Origin of the sequence: Pseudomonas sp. P4795 (assembly GCF_048822895.1) — a bacterium.
Lineage (GTDB): Bacteria > Pseudomonadota > Gammaproteobacteria > Pseudomonadales > Pseudomonadaceae > Aquipseudomonas.
Genome location: NZ_JBMFBT010000008.1, coordinates 277,180 through 296,815, shown reverse-complemented (window position 1 = coordinate 296,815; position 19,636 = coordinate 277,180). Strand labels below are relative to the sequence as shown.

Here is a 19,636-nt window from a genome sequence, read left to right as displayed (position 1 = left end):
AGCATGCGATCCATCCTGGAAATGAGGGGTTTGCACAGCCTAGCTCATGCGGCCGCAGTGAGGGGCCTAGATACGCACTCATAGCCCCATCCTCCGCACCAAAATAGCGCCCCAGTCCCATCTCAGTCCCATATAGCCTTTTTTCAGACGCCAAAAAACACAAACCCCCGACTTTCTCTAGGAAAATCAGGGTTTTGTGTTTACTGAATATGGCGGTGAAGGAGAGATTCGAACTCCCAATCCTTCCATACCTAAGGGATAAATTCACATGCACGATGGTCAAACCAGGATCGGGCTAGTCTTATCGTCAGAAAAACGCGATGCAAAGTGCTGAAAGCCCTCCAAGTCTAGCTCAATATTTAGATTGGCCCCAGAAATGCCAATTTTAAGTAATTTTGAAAAATCAGGGTGGCTACTGATGAAGCGCCTTGTAACTGTTTTAGAGTCATTTTTTCGAATCACTGACCGAATTTTTGAAGCTCCCGCTAACTGAGTCGCTACGCGATGAATCGTCCACTTGGATCGGTTAGGCTTAGCATTTAAAGGGGGGATCTCGAAAAGTGCGCATTCCGATAACGGTACACTTGTCGGAGAGGTGGCGGAAACTAATGCGTCATGCTTCAAAGAAAGTACGTATAAATAATCATCACTGTAGCAGTGATACATAAGTCGACGAACCAGAACGGTTTGGTCACGCGCTTTTCCAATTATATCGGCGAATATTGTTAACCAATCCCCGATAGGGATAAGCTGGCCGCTCAGTATTTCATAAGCCTCGTAAAATCCTCCGACGCCATTTTTGATGGTTCTCCGTTTATGACTGAGATCTTCTTCCATGAGAAAAAGAGGAATGTTGTTTCCTATATGGAAGCGCCTTTCATCGAAACTGGAGTTAGCGAAACGAGCTGCGTAAGCTTCGGCTCTAAGCTCAAGCCAGCTGAGGAGGTCCGATGCGCCACCGCCGGCAATGCGTACAGTCCCAAAATATGGGATGTTTGTGGCTATTTTATTCGCATCAAATGTGTGTGAACACATCTTATTGCCAGCCACCCCTAAAACCTCAAAGTCATTGAGCCCCGTTGCATTTGTAATTAGAGCTGCTACTTCGAGACATCCTAGTGGGCCTTTTTCGCGAACTATTTCGAGTAGCTCTTCCGGCAAGTGTTGTGGATTGCGAAAAGCTTTATTTAATTCGGAGGAAAAATGCTCGATATGGGTAACGGTTCCTGCTACTAGAAGCTCTGCACGTCCGATAGGACCGTCTGCCGCCACAACTTTACGTACTAGTCGACTGACGCCAAGTTGTAGGTCAGCGATTAGGGCTGTATTTCCGGTTGTAGGGGTGGTAGTCGTTACAGCGGGATTTTCGACTGAAAGGAGCATGTCAGAAATTGCAAGCTGGTAATCGTCAAATATTGCAATAACTGTCATAAATGTCGAGTCTCCATGTGGTGGGGAAAAAGAGTTTATAGAGTGGTGCGTCACAGGTAAGCGTTGAGCTGATGAAATTAGCTATGCGGTTATAGTGTGTGGAAGTTGCCATTGTCGAACTAGACATTTTCTTTGAACAACCCCTATGTAATTACCGTCTAGCAGTGAAAGTTTGGGTACTTTAAATAGGGTTTTGTGCCCACATTAAGAGGAGAGTGAGCATCCAATAGACGAGGCTAGATGCGCCAATAAATACTAATGTCCATAAGATGAAGTTATGCATTTTCCCGTTTGGAATCATTGGGACTGCGTTTATGTATTTCGCCAGCACTTCGTCAGATTTGCAGTAGCTGTTTACGTTTTGATATGTCTGGGGTGGAAAGTATAGATAGCCGATAACTATTTGTTCGCCTGGGACTAAAGTGGGGATTAAAATTTCGGCTGTATTATCTGGGTTTCGGGTTACCTCGTGAGTTAGCGGAGGATGTATTTGAAAGTCAGGCAGAAAGTGATGGCCAATACGAACGTTGGTAGCGGATTTTTTTCCTGAATTACGAACCGCAATAGTGTGAGTATGAACTATGATCGGCTGGGCGTCTGGGAAGTTTTGATTGCGCGTAGGAATTGCAAACGAATGGATCATATAACTTACGAGCTTTGGTTTGGCGTCTGAGTAAATCTTCGCCAATACACCAAATACAGCCGTTAAAAATGGTGCCGCAACCTTCACAGCAGCATCGAGCGTGAATTCCATCATGAGAATGCAATCCTTTACAGTGAAGGCTAAACGATATCATCGTTGGCCTTACCTGGGTAGTTCATGCGTGTCAGATAAGATACGGCAGGTAGCAATAGCACCTTGCTTGGAAATTGCTACACACAGAAGAGGATGTGTCGTATTACCCAGCCCAGCTTGGGCGCTGGTGGGGACTATCTCCAATCCATCATCGGAGCCAGCCTGCGGCCGCTTTCGGCCAAACGCTGTTGTACCTAGCCATCACCGTCTATACCAATCAAAACTACCTGAAAGACCACCCGACCAAATATTCTTCTGTATGATATATTTTAGTTGACTTTAATTTAATTTTGAAACGTGGAGATGCCATGGACCTGCCACCAAAGAAACTATACAAATACATCCCTTCTGCTAGAGTTGATGTATTACAAACTCTGACAATACGATTTACTCAGCCATCCGCATTAAATGATCCATTCGAATTTAATCTGCTATTCAGTGAGGCTTTGTCAACTCAACAGCTTCGAGAGCACTACGAAAAAGCAGATAAACATGAAATTGCCTTAGAAGCACTTAACAGTCTCCCAGATGAACAGAAAGCTTTGCTTGCGCTATTACCGAAAGAGCAGCTTGCTCATATGTTGGAGCAATTCACCTCAACAATTTTTAACTCGGGACAAATCAATAGTATTCACGGAGCTTACATAGCACCACTAACATCAAAATTAAAAAATAAACTTTATGAAGGTCTTAATCAAACAATTGGCATTTTGAGCTTGAGCGCAACGCCTGTATCTCCTCCTATGTGGGCAAATTATGCAGAAAACTCAACAGGGTTTGTGCTGGAGTTCGATACTGCGCATCCTTTTTTCAATGGTCGGCGATCTGACAAGGATGAGTTTTATCACCTGCGTCGAGTAGTTTATGCTGATAGGCAGCCAAGTGCCACAATGATGGACATGCCGTTTGATACTTTTGTCCTCAAAAGTAAAAGTTGGGAATACGAACAGGAATGGCGCATGCTCTTACCATTAGATACAGCATGCAAAAAATTTAAAACCCCATCCGGTGATGAAGTGTCGTTATTTGATGTCCCGGCTAAGGCAATTTCAAAAGTAATTATTGGTCTTAATTCAAAAGACCAAGCAATCGGCGAATTAGTAGGCATTTTTAACAATAGCAGCCATTTCGCTCACGCCGGATTAGAAAAAATCCAGAAAGGCTCCATGGGTTTTGAATTGACCAATTTTAAAAATGGATAACAAATCTCTACACTGAAAGATGCCATTTACCGACGACTGCATAACTAAAATTACTGCTTTTGACAAAACTCGAAATGCGGCCCGCTATGGGTATCGATAGTCTAAAGTGCGAATGACTCGGTTGCTTGCGTATGTCCGCTTTTGACAGATTCTGTTGAAAAAGTCGACTTCGAATTCCACGGCAGAAAAGTACGCGTCTGAGATTGAAATCTGAATTTTTGGCAGTAGGTTCAGGACTCGGATTTCACGTAGCAGCGTGCAAAAAAGGTCTTTTCACCCATCAGTATTCGAGCGTTTTGGGCAAGCCGACTTTTTCAACACAATCGACAGATTGCAGACCTTCGTGACAGGCAGCAATCGGCCAATAGCGGACATCGAGTCTACGTCCGCTTCGGGTCGTCATAATTCGGCGTGGCGGCTAAGTTCGCCAGCCAACACATAAGCGCCGCAAAGTGCCAGGACTGTGCCCATGCCGCCGATAGGCGATGCGCAATAGTCACCGGCGAAAAGCACCACACGCGGATCGGTGGTGTTCACGCTGTACAACGGCGTGTCTGGCTTGGCCAGCCTAGCGATGTCGCCCGAGGGCATCCGCAATACGGCTGAGGTGTAGGCCTTGTTCGGGATCAGCACCGTGGTGATCAGAATGGCGTCGCCGTAGCGCTTGAAGTACAGCGGTCAACTTTTTCGTCTGCAATGGAGAAGCTGATGTCGACGCCTTGCTTCCAACTTACTGCATGGGCGGCGACACTGAGGGGGCGGCTTTCTGAGCAAAAAGTGAATGCCTTCTTTATACAGGGTGATGCTGTCAGGGACTTATCGCCCTTAATCTATCCCTTCACTGCACACCGTTGCTGTGTTCATGCGCTACCGCCGCATGGTCAGTTACGTGTAATCTTTTGACGCCTATAAGGGGACGCCTCGAAATAAGTACAGTTGCAGCTATGCTCCTTGTAGCGAAGCCACTTGGGTGGCGGGCTATACCCATAGGAGCAAAAAATGGCGAAATTTTCTGTTCTACCTATCGCGTTAGCTGTAACTTTCACTGCCCCCGCATCGGCGTTCGCAGCCGACGATGAAATTTGCCGGACACCTTTAATCTACGCCGCAACACAAAGCTTTGAGGAACTCGATCAAGTTGATCAAGAGAGTTATCGTTATGAGCGAAATTGCGGTAAGAAGCAGTCGGAAGGGAGTAACAGCGCCGATTTTTTCATTGATGCAGTCGTGGAGGCAGTACCATTCAAAGCTGGAGGTAGTGCGCAAAGCTCTAATTCAAGCTCAGAAGAGTGGTGCAATGTTAATAAAAGCAAAGCCAGAGATCAGAGCTTTTCTTTTCGCGTGTACAGGACGGTATTTGAGCCGGCGTTAAAATCATTCGACAGTTGTATTGCAGCCAAAAGATCCGAACTCGATGTAGATTTAAAGTTGGGTTCCAAAAATGATTTCTCTGTTCGAATGAAAAACAACAACCGCAATAGAGTCAGATTCCAAGGCGTAAAAGTCACGCCAGATAATGCAGCCTCTTGCGTTGCCTCATATAAAGCTAAGCATTATTCAGGTAAAGAGGTTCAAGTTGGGTTTGATTTTGAACGGGACGAAACCATTACATTTGACTGTGAAAGAACCTTAAAGACTGGTAGCTTCTATCCTGAGGTGTCCTTCAATTTCAGAAACAATCTTCAAGGCTATACATACGTAATGGCTGAGTATGACGCTAAACCGATTAAGAAACCGATTGAACCTACCAAGTTCCTAACGCCACTGATTAAAGGTTCAACAATTAGTGCAACAGCCCATTGGGATGAGAGCGGGATTTACACTAAACAATGCCTGGCTAAGGCAGAAAATATGACTTTCATTGGAGATAGCACGAAGTCAACCTGGCATCCAGACACTGTGCCATACTGTCTCACTAGAGCAGATTTCGATGGCGAAGAACCATGCACCGCAAAGAATGAATGGTGCGAGATTACTACCTTAGTAAGCACCGGTTGTTTTGTGAGCAACGAGTGGTTGGCCTGGTACGATGACTCAATTGCGAGCAAAGGCTTAGTTAGGTCAATTGAACAAATATGTGCTCCTCAACTGCGCAGATAGCAGATGCTAGACGATGCGGCAATATAATCGCCGCATCGTATTTCAGCCTTCCTGATTAAGTTATTATAACGATATTAAATTAGAAACAACCTTAAAATGAGTAAAAAAAAGGCGTCAGAATTGATTTCGTTCACAAGCTGGGGAACTGAACTGATCGTCGCCTTGGCAAGTGACGCAAGCTATGGACGCGTGTCACGAAGCTCGGGCTCATCATCTCCCGACGAATCCCCCACTCATGAATGGTTAGCCGTCCCGATGTCAGGTACACATTTAATCCACAACCATAAGCGGACGTCGTTCAAGTCAGCAACCGGCCAGAAATGGCCCTCACAACTCAACCACAAACCCGCGCAGCCCGATGTCGTCGGCGAATATCCCCACCGCCGTCGTGGATTCGAAGTGCCAAAATTCCAGTGACCGATCCTAAGACGAAAAAAACCGCATTACTGCGGCTTTTTTCAGGGCTCAAGCCTGTCACTTCGGTGATGGGCTCAATGAGATTTGTGCGAGCCTACTTTGCTCAGTCCCTTGGTGTTGTGATCGCCTGGCGTGGTATCCGAGATCGCCCGGGCCTTGTCGATGCCGCGGGTGTCCTTGGAATGGGCAACGCCCGAGGTCGCGACGCCATGACCGTTGTCGTCGTTGCGTTCGCTGCCGAAGTGGTTTCCGCTGATCCCATGGTTACGGGTGGCCTTGCCGGCGTGATCGCTGGCCAGTCCCTTGCCGTGGCCATTGCTGGAGGTGTTGCCAGCATGGTCCGAACCCTCACGACCGCCACCAACGCCATGGCCGCCACCGTTTCCACCGCCGTGGCCACCACCATTTCCGCCACCGTTTCCGCCACCGTTTCCACCGCCGCGGCCACCACCATTTCCGCCACCACCGCCACCGCCACCACCGCCTTCTTTTGCAGCAGCCGAGTTGATGATCGAAAGATCAGCGGGAAGAAGTGGAGCTGCGGCCAGCATTAGGGCGCAGGACATAACAGCAACGAGACTCTTGTTTTTTAAAAGCATGATTGCTTCCGTAAGGGGTTTATATCGCATGGTTTAAGACTCGCCCGCCGACCCACAGTTCAAGTCTGGCGACGGGCGGAAGCCATGCTTCCCACACCGGGAAATCAATCTGATTTACAGCTAATCAAACACACCATTCAGCACTTCATAAATAAGCCCGGTCGCCAGCGCCACTAGAATCAAATCCGTCCCAACTTGCTGCCACTCGTACCCGTCATAGTGCGGCAACCTGCCCACCAATCGACCATCGAGCTTCTTGGCGATACCAGGCGGAAGCGGCTTGCCGCGAGCGAGGTTCTTCTGAATCCCTGGCGGCAACGCAGGCCTCGGACTCCAGTAATCCCGGTAACCATCGACAATCCCCAGGACGCTCGCATGATTGATACTCGGGCCACCGTGCCAATCACCCTCACCTGACTTTTTGCCTTTGCCGCCATGATCCTGGTTATGCGACTGGTTCCCTTTGGCATTTCCCTGGCCCTTGCCATTGCCGGGATCAGCCATTGCAGGCAGAGAGCCACAGATCAGGGCGAGGCAGGTAATGGCGGCGGTGATTGAGCGGAAAATGGGCATGGGAGCGTTCCTTCGTGTGGGGGTACATTGTCAAATCTAGACTATTGCTCAATGCCCAGTGCAAATACAACGACATACACGGCCCTAGACGTTTCACAAGGGAGATTCGACGCTCAACACCGTATTGGGCACTATGCGCGCCTTTTGCATTGTGCTTTGGGCGAATGATAGGAGGCTTGCTGAAACAGAAAAACTGTCGCGGCTTATATGGGTAGAATTGGTTGCATTGGGCGGTTGGATTTCAGCTTGAACATCATATTGTTGTACGACTGCTTCTGGCCGATATCAGCCCTCTGTGAACGTCTGCTTATCATCGGCCAGCCGTATGGGCGCACAAGCGAACCAGATTGGCCGGTCTATCGCCTTCGATTCTAGGCTGGCTCAGGGTTTTGTCCCAAGAATTACAGCTGTAGAGATCGGTCATGCTGCTAGAATCAGGACGTTTGGAGATAACACCCTTCTGAGAAATTGCATGAACGAAGAACTGACTGAAGAAGAGATGCGCCAAGCGCTGTTCGGCGGTGCAGAGCACCTTGCGCAGACTACTGCCTTACCTATGCAAGACACCCTCTCGGGTATCTCGATCATACCGCCGACAAAGGCAGTGGAGAAAAAGAAGGTCGTCAAGGCGTTCACACTCAGGTTGAAGGTAACGCTACGAGTGGGCAATGAATTTGAGGGCAAGACGCACGAAATGCTCCATGAGGCGGATACGCTGAGTACCCTTCTAGCAAAGCAAGCAGCTACCAAGGCGGCCAAGAAGAAATTCAGGTTTGTGGAAGTGGTTTCGGTAAAGCCGATGTAGGGGGACTTAACAAGACTCGTGGGCTAGGCATTGAATCGCCTCTGATGTCACCACTAACTTGCGCGCCCAAGCTGACGCTTGTGGATGGCAACTCCGGGAGTAGCTGCAGAAGAGTGCCATTGCACTTCAACTCAACTAAGTCAACCCAACGGCTGGTGCATACTCGCCAGCTATACGTGAGCGGCTGGCCTCAGTGAGGCCGTAGCTTTGTTCGAACGAGTGATTCACTTTCGATTCAAGCTGTAACGTTTTCCGAACACATCGGGAGGGTTTTTTCCAGGATTTTCTTAGGCTGATTTTAGAATTTCGCCGGTTAAAGATAGCGATATTAGGAAGCAATGGAGTGAAAAATCAACGTAGTCCCCTTTTAACCCAATGCGCGTTTATATCACCACCGACAGATCTGAAAATAATCTATTGGTGGCGCACATAAAAAATCTTGTTACTGATGGAAATTACTCATATTTCCGGTCGGCGGTCCGGATGCTCCGCGTCAAAGCCTTGTTTGGGATGGGCTGGAAGCGGGTGGTCTTTCATGAGATTAGGGAAGCGAAGATCACGGTCAGCCCGAAGCTGTTTCCAAAGACCGGAATAAAGCTCGTGAATCTTCGGGTCTGGCTGATACCCGAAGTTATATATGGGTTCAGGTTCAGACTCAAATACACCGCGGAGATAACTAAACCCTGTGGAACTACCCAGCGATGCGGCGCGCTGATAATAGAATAGAGCCCTAGGTTTGTTTTCTTTAGCTGTGTCATAAAAACTCGCGGTTTTTTCTATGGCTTCGGGATTGTCTTGAGCGCCCGCACATCGATAATAGCGCTCAGCCATGTCATCGTCCTGCTTATCTCTAGGGAGAGCAAAAGCAAAATATTGGCCGATTTGAACCTGCGCCATTGGACTGCCCAGTTGTGCTGCCTGGAACATGTAAGAACTGGCCATCCGGTCGGACTTCAATACTCCTTGGCCATTTTCAGCAACAACGGCCCAGTTGTAATAGCCCAGAGGGACTTTGAGCTTTACCATTCTCTCGTAGAGATCGAGCATCTTGTTGGTGTCTTGCTCAACGCCGGGTTGTCCTGGCCAGCCTGTACGATAGAGTCCTGCCAAGTTATGCATCGCCTTCCAATGATCTTTAGCGATGGCTTTTTCGTAAAGCTCGACGATGGTTCGCCAGTCTTTGACACCTCGGACCTTCTCCAAGGCGCGTGCCTGTTGAAACCAGCGTTCGGCCTCCGCATCCAGTGGTGGGTTGTGGTCTTTTTCGTAGGCACAGGTAAACGTTGGATAGGCCATGGCCGGGGCTCCGCTCAGAAAAAATGGAAGAATGAGGGCACAAATAGAAATGGTTTTAGTCGATGGCTTTGGCATAAGGCGTCTCCACATCCCAAAAACGAGTTAAATGGGCAATTAATGGTTTATTTCTACCTTTGTTTTCCCAATTCTTATCCATCACATCATTCCATTTAGCGAAATTCTCTAACCCATCACAGCGTCCCTTGTCATCGTTAAGTGACTCACCGACATGCAACTTCCACAACTCCTCCCGCCAATGCTTGGCCAGCTCAGCATCCGGTGCAGCCAGTCCTAATTCAGAGTCGGTATGCAGACTGCGGGTGTTGATATTCGCAGAGCTGAGCAGGCTGAAGACATCATCCACCACCAACAGTTTTGAGTGTACGTAGATTCCACGGAAAAACGCTTGCTCCCCTTCGGATAACGTGCTGCCCGGCTCAGGGCTACACGCCGTCAACGTCGCAATGACGACCTTGAGACCCGGTAAATCCTTGAGGGTGTAAGGTTTTGGATCTTCACTGTCACCCGATTTCGGCTTGCTGAGTTCAGGAATATCTTTTGGTTTGAGACCGCCCAGGCGCTGTTCTAACTCAGGCGTGACTCCTTTTTTCTCTAGCTCGGTAATATCGGTTTTTAGCCATCCGATTTGTTTGAGCTGATTCCTCTGCACGCCGGGATTGGTACTCAGGTTCTCGTTTAGAAAAGCTAAACGGCTGCGTTTTTGCAACATTTCCTCCACCAGTGTGCGCTGAGCCTGGGGCATCAGTTGTTCCTGCCCCAGTTCCTGCAAGGTGGCATAGGTGGTACTGGAAAAACCCTTGTCGTTCGGGTTGTTGGTGACCACGAACAGGTACAAATCTTTGTCTCTGCCTTTTGCGATATAAGCCGCCGCCAGCTCGCGCAATTGTTTGGCAAACGGCGGGTAACGGAAATACTGATTTTCAAAATAGGCGTAGTTGCGCACGTTGCCCAAAGCCTTGTGGTACAGCTCCAGAATCGAGGTCTCTGCACTTTCTTGCGGTTGCGTACGGCAAATCTGCGCCGTGGTTGAACCGGCGGCTTTGAAATTGTCCGGTTTGATGGCCTGGCGTTGATCGCGCAGGCCATCGGCAAACCATTTCTTAACCCAAAAGGTTTCCCGATCCCAGGCGGTGCTGAAGTTGTGGTTCAGGTCATGCAGGGCGGGGCCCTGTACTTTCATGGACAAATCCTGCCATGGACCGAAGCCTGGGCTACGCCGAGCGGCTTTGTCGTCATACAGGTGCGCGCTGGTATCCCAGTAATTGCGATGCATGTTGTGCCCCATGACGAAGCCAACCGCGTTCGCGGTGTCTTCATAGTCCACCAACACCATCTTCTGGTGGTGGCTGGCAAACAGGGTCAACAGCATCATGTGCGCAAAGTTTGTATCGGGTGCTTCCCCTTTCATCAGTCGATAAAGGGTCGCCAGACGTCCTTTTTCATTGCGCATCTGTGGCCCGCGTATGGCGGCATTCAAGGGTATTTCAGTGGAAAAATCTCGGGTGCGGAACTCAACGTTCTGCATCCGCCCATCGTGGACGCGGCTGAACCACTCCCGTGTATATTCCTCATCCTGCGGGGAATATTTGGGCGCCCCCGATCCTTTGAGTTTGTTGTAGCCTCCTTGCCCGCTCAGTTGTGCTTCGATGTCGGTCAGAATGTCCTGCAGCTCCTTTTCCCGCTTATCGTAGCGATAGCCGCTGGTGCCGTACTCAGGGATTTGACCGGCGCGAAGTTTGGTCAATTCATGTTGGTGAATTGTGCGGCGATACTCCAGTTGCTGGCGAGCCTGCACAGAGCTATCAGACGCTGCGCCCCCTCTAGCCATACCCGACCCCGCAGCAGTGCCTCCCGAGCCCGCCAGACCATCACCAATGATGGTGTTTTCAACAAAGTTGGCCAGCGGGTTCTTCCAGATCAGCACACGGGTCTTTACGCCATTGCGACCTCGAACATCCAGTAGCTCACCGATGCGATCGCTGCCGGGCTTGAAACGCATCGCTGGGTCGAATCCCCAGCTGATGATTTCGACACTCTTTGTCGCGGCCTGAATGGCATCGTAGACAGCACCAAACGCCTTATCACCGTTGATCAACGGGGTGATCTGGATGCCGGCTCGTGGTGGGTACAAGGCTTTGGCCGCGAACCAGTCCATGGTCAAGGCAGTGGACTTATGCTCTTTGGGCGTCAGCTGGATCACTTCTTTGCTGTAATCAGTCGTCATTCGATTGCTTCCTGCACTCAAAGGCTCGTCGGCTTGTTTGCTGGGTTCAAAGCGGCGCCGCGGTAATCTTCCGTTGAGCCCAAAGGTTCAAGTTGATCGGCTTGCGCGTGGTAGTCGCGATAGCCTTGACGCGCCAATTGCTGATTTTGTGAGCCTGCTTCGCCGCTGACTTCCTTAGGCTCGATCTCGAAGCGATGACCGTTCACCAGTTCAACTGCATAAGTCTGGGTGCCTGGGACGTGATCAAACTTGATCACGCCGTCTTCGCCGGTCAGGCCTTCCTGAATCACGGCGCCATCGGCGAACAGCGTATAGGGTTCATCTTCGTAACCAGGATGACCGGGCACAGCACTGATGGTTGCGCTGAGTTTGTGAATAACTTCCGGCGCCGGTTGCGACTCGCCACGCTCGGGGACTTCACCGGCTTTGTCAGAGGCGGCGGGTAGGGGCACCAGCGGCAAGAGCGCGGCATTTCCGGTCCCAACACCAGCCGCACCTCCGGCATTCAGCTTGATGACCGGCCCCACGACGGTAATGCCGCCCGCATCGAGCTTGATGAAGCTACCGCCGGCTTTCACGGTGAGTTCCATGCCTGCTTCGATGACCATTTTCTGCCCGGCCTTGAGATGAATTTCTTTGCCTGCCGCCATCAACTGCGCGGTGCCCAGTTTGATGTGTTGGTTTTGGCCTATCACCAAGTGGTCATCGGCTTTGACTTCAACCTTGCGATCCGCAATCGTGGTGCGATGTTCTTCAGCCTTCAACTCGGTGTAGGTGTTCTTCTCCACCGTGTCGTGGCGTTCATTGCCGACCCGAATTTTCTGATCATGCTCAATGTTTTCATCCCAATCGCGCTGGGCATGCAGGTAGATCTGTTCCGCGCCTTTCTTGTCTTCAATCCGTAGTTCGTTGTATCCGCCGCCGCCCGGTGAGCTGAGGGTTTTGAATACGGTGCGAGTTTTGTTGGCCGGCAGGTCGTAGGGAACCTGGTTTTCCTTGTGGTACAGGCAACCGGTCACCAGTGGCTGATCGGGGTCGCCTTCAAGAAAAGTGACCAGCACTTCCATGCCGATGCGCGGGATGGCGATGGCGCCGTAGCGGTCGCCGGCCCAGCTCGATGAGACGCGCATCCAGCAGCTGGTTTTGTCGTCGGCCAGGCCTTCGCGGTCCCAGTGGAATTGCACCTTGATGCGGCCGTATTGGTCGCAGTGGATTTCTTCACCTTTGGGGCCGGTGACGAGGGCGGTTTGGCTGCCGAGGACGCGGGGTTTTGGATGTTCCAGCGCCGGGCGGTAGAACACTGCCCATGGGGTGGCGAGGAAGCGGTTGCGGTAGCCCTGATGGAAATCGTCTTTGTTGCTTGTGGTGTCGCTGGTAACCGCCTCTTCCAGGACTTGCGGTTGTTTGCCTTCGTGGAAGATTTCGGTGAGCAGCCAGAGGTCGTTCCACTCTTGACGCGGGTGGTCGGAGAGCTCCAGGAAGTGGCCGCTGTTGAGAGTAGTCTGGTCGCCGTGGCCTTCGGCTTGCTGATAATCGGCGCGATGGCGTTCCAGCACCCGTTGGCTGAGGAATTTGCCCCGCGCACGGTCGATGAAGCGGCCCGGATAATCGTAATCCTCCAGGTCCGGCTCGGTGCTTTCGCCTTCAGGTTTGTAGGCAGATTCCAGTATCAGACGCGGCTTTTCAAAGTCGTAGTCGCGACGGGTCGTGCGGCTGGTGCGGGTTTCCAGGCGCAGCTTGAAGCCTTTGATGACCGGTTCGTCCGCGACCATACCGCTGCCTTGTACATAAGCTGTCGGCTGGCCGAGTTTCGGAAACACAGTCTGGTCGTCGCCGAAAATCAGCAGGTGGGCTTTTTCGCTGTGTTGGAAGTGGTAGTGAATCCCCTCCTCTTCGCACAAGCGTTGCACGAAGTGCAGATCCGTTTCGTCGTACTGCACGCAGTAGTCACGGTCCGGGCATGGTTGGCTCAGTTGGAAGCTGTAGGCGTTACTCCTGATGCCATGCTCGTCGAGGATCAGCGCGATGATCTTCGGCGCCGACATCTGCTGGTAGATGCGCTGGTTGGTGCGGTGCTTCAAGTAGCTCAGTTGCGGCACCAGCGTTAGGCGGTAGCGTGTCAGGCGTTTGCCAGCGTCGCCCTGGGCGATGCGATAGATCTGGCCGTGGATGCCGCTGCCGTTAGTGTCCAGTGCCAGGAACGCCTGTTTGTGCAGGAGCTTTTCCAGATCCAAGTCAGGATTTTCGCTGACCAGTTCCACATCGAATGCGTAGGGTTGGCTGATACCTTCGGTGCCGGTAAACGAAAGCACTTGAAGATCGTGCTCATCATCGATGGTCAGACCGAATTGAGCTTGGTTGGCAGGACTGAACATCTAGTGTCGCTCCTTGATGTGGTGTAGATCTTCCGTAAAAATCCAAGCTTACCTGTAACGCGTGGGGCTCAGTGCGAGCGGCAGTTTATGTGGTGCGCAATGATAGCGTGCTTGAACTGCGCAAGAAGTTGCGCAGTTGCCCGGAGAGAGCCAGCACGTGGGAGATTCAAAGAATTGAAACAAAATATTTCTTGGTTTCGTTAATTATCACGTACTCATCCATCGAGCGTCCGTTTCTGGCCCAGAGTGTGTAAAAACTCTTCGCCAAAGTTGAAGTATGCGCGTCTACGTTAAATCTGAAATTTATCGGCACGTCAGCAGATGTGGATTTAGTGTAGATGCGCCATTTCCAGGCCAGTTTTGAGTACCTGTCGCGCTTAAAAACGTTTTTACACACCCTCGGCCGACAACTGCCTTCCACCAACGGCAGCTTTGGATCGATGACTGTGCCCCGCCGCCTGCAGCAGTCGGGGACAAGCAATAACGCCGTATCATTATCTAGCAGAAGGAAACTGCCATGCCACGCACTCAGATGTCGCAGTTGTTCAATATCGATTCGTTGCTCGAGGAGCTTCGAGACGAAATGGTCACGGGCGAGACCCTGGATCTATTCGTCGCGTCACTCGCCTTTAAGAACTTCGATGGCTTTGCCCGGCGACTACCATTCATGCTTGAAAGCGTGACCTATAAAGCCGCGACTTGGCAGACGTTGGTGGAAGCTGCGCCCGCGAAGTTCAGGATCCGCCAGACTCAAGAAGAGGTGCTGGTCTTTACACAGACCGAACATTGCGGCTGCGTGCGAACCTATCGATATCGGCGTGCACATGGCGTCGGCGAACATGATTCGATAGGCACGGGCTGGTGCGCTGTATCGACCCCTGAGGCGTTTTACGCACAGCTCGACACGCCGGCAGCTGCGGCTGTGTTCTATGCCTGGCAGGCCTGGATGACTCGCACCACGGCAGAACAGGCTGCGATGGCTGAAGGACGCTTTGAGAACACCGCAGTCTCCCGATCGGTAATTTTTACTGGGGTGGGCAATTGTTTGGCTTGTAAGGCGCCTGCCGTCGCCAGCGCGCGCACTACTTTGAGCAACGCCATCGACAATGGTCTGCTGATTCAATTGCCCTTATGTGCTCAACACCTGCAGGCCGCACAAGAGTATCCGTGCGTCGCGCTTTTTCTAGAAACTTTGTTATCGATCTCGCTAGGACTGCCGGAGATCGAACGAAGGGAGACGATCCCGGATGAGCTGATCGTATCATTGCACGCCATGGTCGCCGAGGCTTTGGGCGGCACGGTTGGCACTGCGCTGAAACGCAAGCGCGGCTGGCACCTGCGCATCGCTCTATTGGATGGCTGGCATTGGTTGCTGCGCCTGAATACGCTAATGGACTACGCGTACATGTTGTACCCGCCGGGTGCAAGCAAGGAGATTTACCGTGCCGACTCGGCGCCCGATCATCCTGACTTGCCATTTTTTCCCGATCATGAACATGAGCGGCCCTCGAAAAAAAACGAGGAGATCGCACCAAGCTTTCTTTACGGCAACCCGCTGTTGGATCTGAAACGCTTGCAGCGCGTAGAAAAGGACCTACGCCGTGCCTGACGGCACCGAGACTATGTCGGAACTCGAGGAAACGCTCAAGGCTATCGGTTGGGCTCTGCTATCTAGAAGGTTCGGGGCGATTTTTATCGCCCGGATTTCTTAGTCGATTGGAGAAGTTTTCTACATCAACAGTGAGCCGGAATCCTTAGTCGTGGAACGTTACGAAGCCTCAAAGTAGCTCAAGGCATCATAGAGAGGCTGGATGCCGCTACGATCTGCCAAACGGAAGACGAGCGGTTTTCACCATGAGCGTGTTGAATAGCGCTACCGGTCTACTGGAACCATACAATGTATGCCCAGCGTTTTATCGCGAACGCCGCTTGCTTCGGATTCACGTCTCCAGCGCATATGCCGCACGCACTGGCGAAGGCTCTCCGGATACCCCGATCAACAAAAAGGGTTCAGCGCCTTCAAGGTCGCGAGGGATTCGCAAAGAAAGCCAAAGGGGCAATGCCCCAAGGAAGTGCAGAATTGGGGGAGGCCGCAAAAGTGAAGGGCCAGAAAGGCGAATCCCGCTCTAGGCGGGATTCTCAGCCGTCTGTTATATACGTTCGACGGGGCAGAACGCTGTTACCTGGCACTGGGCCATCTGACTTTCATCAGAAGCGGGGTGCGATCCGAAGATCCCTGTAGCCACCCTTTGGTTCACGCCTAGGCGCACATGAATAATGGTCAATCTATTATCACTATGTCAATCATGCTGTCACATCCTGGATTAGCTAGGTAACCGCCGGTCATCCTGAGCCCCCCGTTCAGAACTGCCTTGACCGCGTCCAGTCCATCGACAAACTGAGCTGATGGGATATGGCGATTGGACGGGCCTCGCGTCCGCCACCTTGATCGGGGTACCCCAAACCGCCCGGGGTGTGGTCAGGCAAGTTCAAGTATATATTTCTGCAATAGTCTCAGCATCAGGGCGCCAAATGAGCATCGACAAAACGACAGAATTGATTAGTACCCGCGGTGAAGAGAACGCAACCTATTACCCCGGGTTGGTGGTTGCTTTTGCTCATAGCTTATTGTCAGGAAGGTGCATACCAATGGCTGCGTTATCAATTTGGATGGCAGCGAGAAGGCGAGCCCCCAGAAATCACTTTTACCGGCATTGAAGGTGGGCCAGAGCCGTCCTGATAGAATTGGAACGACGGAGGAAGCGAACAGGCCTAGCATGGCAATGGGCTTTTCGGAAGTTGATAAGTCCTTCAGAACAATTGATTGCATCGCACTTGCCCACCCATTTGCATTCGACTTGACCATTTGCTTCCACGTTGCCCAGCCGAAGCTCGCGCCGGAATCTAAGGCGTGCGTCTACGACTTTTTACCCTGCGCATCGATTCGCCTTTTAGCTCAATGATGTGAGACTTGTGAACGATACGGTCAAGAATCGCATCGGCAATCGTTGGGTCGGAAAACAAGTCATACCATTTCTCTTTCGGGTACTGGCTAGTGATCAGCAACGATCCATTCTGGGACTGTTGGTCAATAACGTCGAGGAGAAAAGGGCCAAGCTGCGCGTCAATGCCACCGATACCCAGATCGTCGATAATCAGGAGCTCCGCGCGTATCAATTGCCGGCGAAGCTTCGGCATGGTGTGATCGGCATAAGAAAGAGAGATTTCTTCGAAAAGCTTGGTGGCAGTGCGATAGAGCGTTTGTCGCCCAAGACGGCAAGACTGGTTTCCAAGAGCACAAGCGAGCCAAGTTTTACCCGTGCCTGTGGCGCCGGTGACGATCACGTTCTGACGCCGCGCCAACCATTCACACTCTCCAAGGGCCATGACGGTGTTTCGGTCAATGCCACGTGTCGCTTTGAATTCAATGCTGTCCATAGTGGCTTCGCTTTCACGAAGCCTCGCCCCCTTCAGCAAACGTGCAATCTTTCTGCTTTCACGCTCGCTACTTTCGGCATCAACCATCAATCCGAGCCTTGTATCGAACGCTTCCTTTAGCAACGCTGGGCTTTCGAGTTGTCGCTCGTAAGCGACGGCCATGCCATGAAGGCCAAGAGTCATCAAATCCTGAATGGTGTTGAAAATTGGTTTCATAGCAACTCATCTCCGTTTGAGGCGTAGTACTCAGCGCCACGTATGTTGGCGTGTTCGACCAAGGGGGCTGCTCTTTGAAAGCTGGGACGCAGGTCAGATTCGTTCCGTATGATCGAACGTAATCGCTCTGAGCTGAGGATGTTTAGACTGTTGGCATACGTGCAGGCCGACTCCAAACGAGCGGGTGATATATCCCCTTTGCGAACGTCGCGCTTTAATGCAATCACAGCCCTTAAACCAGTTGCAAAGTCTCTGCGCCGAGCGAGGTTATCCTTCACATACCTGAGCGTTTCCTGGCCAATGCCTTCAGCCCAAGCCAGCAGTGCTTCGGGCTGAGAGTCTTGAAAATGACTATGATTCGGTGCCAAGTGTTCGCTCAGCGTACTGAAGCCGCGCTCTAGGTCTAATTTGTGAGAACTTATGATGCGCCGCTGGTGAACGATGTCGAGCCAGTCATCACGCACTCGTAAATCTACGAGAAGGTTCGCAAAGTGATAGGGCACCGAGTAGAAGTGCTTTTCAAACTCGACGTGATAGTCGCTGCCCACCCGAACCTGATAAACCCATTGGCTATAGCTATATCGCTGCTCAGGGAGCGGATTTAGGGCCGGATAATCAAGTTCAAGGAAGCGACTGGTTCTGCTCTTTGGGTAGGTCCGAGTGACTCGATCATTTAACTGATCAACCCAGAACATAATTTTTTCATTCAGCTCATCCAAGGAGAAAAAGGTGCTTGCTCTCAATCTTGCAAGAACAAACCTCTGTACTATCTGAACGGCAATTTCACCCAGCGACTTATCTTTTGGTTTGCGCGGTCTGGCAGGGTAAATTTGAAACCCGTAATGCTCCGAAAGCTCGGCGTAGGCACGATTCAAGACTACCTGATCCTTCGTATTTTTGGTTACCGCCGATTTCAAATTATCTGGCACTACGAACCGGGGAACACCATCGAAAAACTCTAGAGCTAAAACGTTGCATTTGAGCCAGTCCGGTGTAGTTTGACTTTCCACTGCCGTGGCAAAAATATATCCGGAGGCGCCGAGCGTGGCCACAAACACTTGAGTTCGGATAATCGTTCCAGTGTCCGGGTTTGTCACAGGCATTGTTCTGCCGCAAAAATCCACGAAACACTTGTCTCCAGGGATGTGGATCTGTCGCATGCTCAATTTTTGTTTATTGACCCACTCGCGATAGACCCGCGTAAACTGAGCGTAGGACACTCCCTCTGGCTCGGCAGTACGAAACTCTTGCCAGAGGAGTTCAAGGGTGACGTCAGGGAGCTTCAGCTGTTCGTGGACAGCGAGCCAGGACGGGTAGACCTTCCTTTGCGTGCCGACTTGAGATTGAATACGTAAGCATTCCGCCAGAGCTTTATCGTCAAGGTGCTTAAGCTCCTCCCAGTTTTGCCCGCAATGGGCTAACTGATCGCGAAGAGTGCGAACTGTGTTGTGGGAAACGTTGGTCAGCCGTCCGATTGCTCTGTTTGACAGCTTGGGGTCGCAAGCGAGACGTAGCACCTCGCGCTGCGTGTATGTTGGCAGCCTCATTGATTCTCCTCGCGACAGGCGTGGTTACGCCTCACAAATCGCGCCGTGTATAAATTGCAGACAAACGGAAGGTGGCCGGCTTGACGCCGAACGCGAGGGAACACAGAATGATAGGGCATAGGGCTCAAAACCTAACACCATCAAAAAAGCCTAGGGCTCCACCCCTGGGCTTTTTTGTGTCCCAAATCCACCGGCTAATTCTTAGCCTGGTCTCATGGCAATACTCCTCATCTGCTTAGATTACATAGCTTGCTGCCGAGCACAGCGCTGCGCTGCGATCCAGCATGCGACTTCCTTGGACAGGGCGAAGAAACCACGTCGATTGGGTACTTCAAAAAGAGGCACCTCAATTCTTCCCCGCTGTTTTGCTTTACGAAACGCATCGTAGGTCGTGTACCCCAGTTCTCGCCACAGCGCGCTGCCACCCACCATCAGGCCATACCGATCTTTGAGGTCGCTCTCTAATTCGGAAGCTAGGATTTGGATCTGCATGGGCTCATACATCGCACTAAATGTCCGGCTTGGTCACAGTTAATAGTAATAAACCGCCACCTTGCACTCCAGCCGTAAGACCTCTACATTTTTTACGGTACAAA

15 protein-coding genes are annotated in these 19,636 nt (G+C 51.3%); 4 read left to right on the top strand and 11 right to left on the bottom strand.

Annotation, left to right across the window (positions count from 1 at the left end):
- Positions 1-279: 279 nt before the first annotated feature.
- Together ACOI8A_RS22785 and ACOI8A_RS22780 are read right to left on the bottom strand one after the other, a co-directional pair.
- Positions 280-1,431, bottom strand: a complete 1,152-nt coding sequence (locus ACOI8A_RS22785) for a hypothetical protein (RefSeq protein ID WP_420651531.1) — start codon at positions 1,429-1,431, stop codon at positions 280-282.
- 181 nt (positions 1,432-1,612) lie between these two features.
- A complete protein-coding gene (locus ACOI8A_RS22780) occupies positions 1,613-2,188 on the bottom strand; it encodes a hypothetical protein (RefSeq protein WP_420651530.1) in 576 nt (191 codons plus the stop codon).
- A 347-nt stretch (positions 2,189-2,535) separates the two neighbouring features.
- Between ACOI8A_RS22780 and ACOI8A_RS22775 the strand changes: the two genes are divergently transcribed.
- Positions 2,536-3,429: a DUF2971 domain-containing protein gene (locus tag ACOI8A_RS22775; protein WP_420651529.1), complete on the top strand. Its 894-nt coding sequence runs from the start codon at positions 2,536-2,538 to the stop codon at positions 3,427-3,429.
- 399 nt (positions 3,430-3,828) lie between these two features.
- On the opposite strand, the gene ACOI8A_RS22770 is transcribed toward ACOI8A_RS22775, so the two are convergent.
- Complete coding sequence (locus tag ACOI8A_RS22770; protein WP_420651533.1) at positions 3,829-4,104, bottom strand: hypothetical protein; 276 nt, start codon at positions 4,102-4,104, stop codon at positions 3,829-3,831.
- Positions 4,105-4,428: 324 nt separating this feature from the next.
- Between ACOI8A_RS22770 and ACOI8A_RS22765 the strand changes: the two genes are divergently transcribed.
- Positions 4,429-5,529, top strand: coding sequence for a hypothetical protein (locus tag ACOI8A_RS22765; RefSeq protein ID WP_420651528.1), 1,101 nt, complete (start codon positions 4,429-4,431; stop codon positions 5,527-5,529).
- Positions 5,530-6,020: 491 nt separating this feature from the next.
- Here ACOI8A_RS22765 and ACOI8A_RS22760 read toward each other — a convergent pair whose 3' ends face one another.
- Both ACOI8A_RS22760 and ACOI8A_RS22755 read right to left on the bottom strand, forming a co-directional pair.
- A complete protein-coding gene (locus tag ACOI8A_RS22760) occupies positions 6,021-6,545 on the bottom strand; it encodes a hypothetical protein (RefSeq protein ID WP_420651527.1) in 525 nt (174 codons plus the stop codon).
- A gap of 120 nt (positions 6,546-6,665) precedes the next feature.
- Complete coding sequence (locus tag ACOI8A_RS22755) at positions 6,666-7,118, bottom strand: anti-virulence regulator CigR family protein (RefSeq protein WP_420651526.1); 453 nt, start codon at positions 7,116-7,118, stop codon at positions 6,666-6,668.
- A gap of 472 nt (positions 7,119-7,590) precedes the next feature.
- Between ACOI8A_RS22755 and ACOI8A_RS22750 the strand changes: the two genes are divergently transcribed.
- Positions 7,591-7,923 carry a hypothetical protein gene (locus ACOI8A_RS22750; RefSeq protein ID WP_420651525.1) on the top strand — a complete coding sequence of 111 codons (333 nt, stop codon included), beginning with the start codon at positions 7,591-7,593 and terminating at the stop codon, positions 7,921-7,923.
- A gap of 459 nt (positions 7,924-8,382) precedes the next feature.
- Here the strand turns inward: ACOI8A_RS22750 and ACOI8A_RS22745 are convergent, their stop codons facing one another.
- Genes ACOI8A_RS22745 through tssI form a run of 3 tightly spaced genes read right to left on the bottom strand, consistent with a single transcriptional unit; the run spans position 8,383 to position 13,839 of the window.
- Positions 8,383-9,219: a tetratricopeptide repeat protein gene (locus tag ACOI8A_RS22745; RefSeq protein ID WP_420650964.1), complete on the bottom strand. Its 837-nt coding sequence runs from the start codon at positions 9,217-9,219 to the stop codon at positions 8,383-8,385.
- A gap of 55 nt (positions 9,220-9,274) precedes the next feature.
- Complete coding sequence (locus ACOI8A_RS22740) at positions 9,275-11,464, bottom strand: phospholipase D-like domain-containing protein (RefSeq protein WP_420650963.1); 2,190 nt, start codon at positions 11,462-11,464, stop codon at positions 9,275-9,277.
- Between the two features lie 17 nt (positions 11,465-11,481).
- Positions 11,482-13,839: a type VI secretion system tip protein TssI/VgrG gene (gene tssI / locus ACOI8A_RS22735; RefSeq protein ID WP_420650962.1), complete on the bottom strand. Its 2,358-nt coding sequence runs from the start codon at positions 13,837-13,839 to the stop codon at positions 11,482-11,484.
- Positions 13,840-14,356: 517 nt separating this feature from the next.
- Here tssI and ACOI8A_RS22730 point away from each other — a divergent pair.
- Positions 14,357-15,448 (top strand): hypothetical protein, encoded by a 1,092-nt coding sequence (locus tag ACOI8A_RS22730; RefSeq protein WP_420651524.1) that lies wholly within the window; start codon positions 14,357-14,359, stop codon positions 15,446-15,448.
- A gap of 1,295 nt (positions 15,449-16,743) precedes the next feature.
- Here the strand turns inward: ACOI8A_RS22730 and istB are convergent.
- The 3 genes from istB to ACOI8A_RS22715 all read right to left on the bottom strand — a co-directional run bounded on the left by istB (position 16,744) and on the right by ACOI8A_RS22715 (position 19,532).
- Positions 16,744-17,493: an IS21-like element helper ATPase IstB gene (gene istB / locus ACOI8A_RS22725; protein ID WP_420651523.1), complete on the bottom strand. Its 750-nt coding sequence runs from the start codon at positions 17,491-17,493 to the stop codon at positions 16,744-16,746.
- Entirely contained in the window at positions 17,490-19,040 is a 1,551-nt protein-coding gene (gene istA, locus ACOI8A_RS22720; protein ID WP_420651522.1) for an IS21 family transposase, read from the bottom strand. Before istA ends, istB begins: the two co-directional genes overlap by 4 nt.
- A gap of 240 nt (positions 19,041-19,280) precedes the next feature.
- Positions 19,281-19,532, bottom strand: a complete 252-nt coding sequence (locus tag ACOI8A_RS22715) for a hypothetical protein (protein WP_420651521.1) — start codon at positions 19,530-19,532, stop codon at positions 19,281-19,283.
- Positions 19,533-19,636 lie beyond the last annotated feature (104 nt).